Source organism: Pedobacter sp. 01N416, from assembly GCF_056399685.1.
Window position 1 is genome coordinate 1 of sequence record NZ_JBFTRT010000540.1, and the last position, 3448, is coordinate 3448.

Genomic DNA, 3448 nt, shown 5'->3' on the forward strand with positions numbered 1-3448 from the left:
GTTTGTAAGTGGTATGCTCATGATGGTTTCATCAGTATATGGTTTGTTTTAAAGTCGATGAAGCTATAAATTCAATTCTTTAATTTTTCTGTACAGGGTACGCTCTGAAATGCCCAGTTCTTGTGCAGCAAACTTACGTTTACCCTTGTGTTTTTTTAATGCTTTTTTTATCAGATCTGATTCTTTATCCACTAATGATAAAGATTCTTCTACCTCTTCGGCCTCGTGTGCAAAATAATCAGTATTGTTATTGTTGTTATTATTATTGCTTGGCGTAGGTTGCTGAATGGTAAAGGCATGCTCTTGCCCTGCGGGCAGTTCTACATCGCGGTATAGCTGATTGATATACTGAGGATTATCTGCTAAAACGGTAGCAGTATTTCCGCCGTGCTGAATAATTTCGGCAACAAGTTTTTTAAGCTCAACCATATCCTTTTTCATATCGAAAAGTACCTTGTACAAAATATCTCTTTCTGTAAAATCTTCTTTCGACTGAGAATTAATCGTCATTGGCAGGTTACTTCCGGCCTCGTTCGGGATATAGTTTAAAATGGCTTGTCCGGTTACATTTCGGTCTTTTTCCAATACGCAGATCTGCTCGGCAATATTTTTTAACTGACGAACATTACCCGGCCAGCTATAATTGGTTAGGATCTGAATGGCATCTGGCTCCAAATGTAATGCAGGGCTACGGTATTTATCGCTAAAATCGGCAGAGAATTTTCTGAATAATAAATAAATATCTTCTTTACGCTCTTGCAAAGCCGGTATGCGCARCGGAACGGTATTTAACCTGTAATATAAATCTTCGCGGAATTTTCCGTTTTTAACGCGGTTATATACATCAACATTGGTTGCAGCAATAATGCGAACATCTGTTTTCTGAACTTTAGATGAGCCTACGCGTAAGTATTCGCCGCTTTCTAAAATACGCAGCAAACGCGCCTGTGTACCCAAAGGCAGCTCAGCAACCTCGTCTAAAAAAATGGTTCCGCCGTTTGCTACTTCAAAGTAACCTTTACGTGCCTCATGTGCACCTGTAAAAGATCCTTTCTCGTGACCAAACAATTCAGAATCAATGGTTCCTTCGGGAATGGCGCCGCAGTTTACAGCAATAAAAGCACCGTGTTTACGGGCACTCATTTGATGGATAATCTGCGAGAATACCTCTTTACCACTACCACTTTCGCCTGTTATTAACACCGACATATCAGTTGGTGCTACCTGGCTTGCAATATCGATAGCACGGTTAAGCAATGGCGAATTGCCAATAATACCGAACCGCTGTTTAATATTTTGTGTATCCATTTATTCTTTCTAAAGTTACGTCACTCTGAACTTGTTTCAGAGTCTTTCAATTTAAGATGCTGAAACAAGTTCAGCATGACGGGATTTTATGATACTATTTTACCAATTAACGTAGCTGATGTACACTTTTCGATAAATACATTTGCATACTGGCCTGGTTTAACGCCTTCAATTGCAGGGAAAATCGCCATGGCTCCGCTATCTCCTCTTCCGCAATAATCCAGATCAGATTTTTTAGAAGTGCCTTCAATCAAAACACGAACGGTTTTACCCACCCACTCTTGTAAGCGCATTAACGAATGTGCTTGTTGCTTAGCTAAAATCTCAGCTAAACGGCGTTTTTTTACTTCCTCAGGAATATCATCTTCCAATTTACGGGCAGCTAAAGTTCCTGGTCTTTCAGAATAAGTGAAGTTATATGCAAAATCATATTCTACGTAATCCATCATGCTCAGGGTTTCTTGATGCTCTTCTTCTGTTTCAGTACAAAAACCAGCGATGATATCGGTAGAAATTGCACAACCCGGGATAATGTTACGGATGGCATCAATACGATTGATATACCATTCGCGGGTATAAGTCCTGTTCATTAGCTCCAATATGCGGGTATTACCCGATTGAACTGGCAAGTGGATATAATTACAGATGTTATCGTATTTAGCAATGGTATGTAAAACCTCGTCGGTAATATCTTTTGGATGCGAAGTAGAAAAACGTACCCTTAAATCAGGACTAACCAAAGCTGTTTGCGCTAAAAGTTGCGCAAAGTTTACGGTTTCAGTTCCATCTTCCGATGTCCAGGTATATGAATCTACGTTTTGGCCTAAAAGCGTAACCTCACGGTAACCAGCTTCAAATAAACCTTTTGCTTCTTGTATAATGGAATGGGCATCGCGGCTACGTTCGCGGCCACGGGTAAAAGKAACCACACAGAAAGAACACATGTTATTACAGCCGCGGGTAATGGAAATAAAAGCGGTAATTCCGTTGCTGTTTAAACGAACCGGACTAATATCCGCATAGGTTTCTTCGCGGGATAAAAGTACGTTAACCGCTTTATGTCCACTTTCTACCTGTTCAATTAAGTTAGGCAGATCGCGGTAAGCATCGGGTCCTACCACTACATCAACCAAACGTTCTTCTTCTAAAAATTTAGATTTTAAACGTTCTGCCATGCAGCCCAAAACCCCAACAATTAATTTCGGGTTACGGCGTTTCTCGACACCGAACTGCGATAAGCGGTTCCTAACTCTGGTTTCAGCATTTTCACGGATAGAACAGGTATTGATGAAGATTACATCGGCCTGGTGATAATCCCCTGTGGTTTCAAATCCTGTTTCAGAAAGAATAGAGGCAACAATTTCACTATCAGCAAAATTCATTGCACAACCATAACTTTCGATGTATAATTTACGGGCATCGGCTTTAATTGGTGTATCTAAAATTAAAGCTTCACCTTGCCTGGCTTCATCGTGCGTCTTATCCTGTACTTGTAAATCAATCATTATTTAAAAACATTTTGGGGATTGCAAAAATACATAAATAAAATTAAAAGTGACAAATTGACATATTTTGTTTAAATGTTTACAGTACGATTATGATCTTCGCGTCATTGCGAGAAGGAACGACGAAGCAATCTTACTACTGTGGGATATCGAAACTGCAATAAGATTGGCACCAAACGACTTCATACTTGTTAAGAAAGATTTTTTTGGAAATGTATGCTTCGGTGCCAATGGTGGGCTGCAGCCCCGCTATCCCTACTGCCGAYAGAAAAAATCGGCATTCGTACTATCGGGTTTAGATTACAGCTGTTCTTGCTACTATGAGTGGTTTTCCATRCCACYGTCCTAACCMAYCTAGCCCTTGGCGRAGCGGTACCCTRCAGGCCCGGAGGTATCCCGATTTTTCGGGAAAGCGTAYAAGCGCAGCAAAGGAACAAACGGTGTTTCTTATACTGMCCTTGCGCTCCAAAAAATTAATAATTCCTTTTTATAAAATAAGTCAGGGTGTTTTTGAAAATGTAGGCTTCGGTGCCAATGGAGAGCTACAGCCCCGCTATCCCTACTGCCGATAGAAAAAATCGGCATTCGTACTATCGGGTTTAGATTACAGCTGTTCTTGCTACTATGAGTGGTTT

2 protein-coding genes are annotated in these 3448 nt (G+C 40.5%); both read right to left on the reverse strand.

The features are described from left to right. Positions 1–63 precede the first annotated feature (63 nt). Entirely contained in the window at positions 64–1308 is a 1245-nt protein-coding gene (locus AC1DND_RS23155) for a sigma-54 interaction domain-containing protein (RefSeq protein WP_477584945.1), read from the reverse strand. Between the two features lie 86 nt (positions 1309–1394). Beyond that, complete coding sequence (gene miaB, locus AC1DND_RS23160) at positions 1395–2813, reverse strand: tRNA (N6-isopentenyl adenosine(37)-C2)-methylthiotransferase MiaB (RefSeq protein WP_477584946.1); 1419 nt, start codon at positions 2811–2813, stop codon at positions 1395–1397. Positions 2814–3448 lie beyond the last annotated feature (635 nt).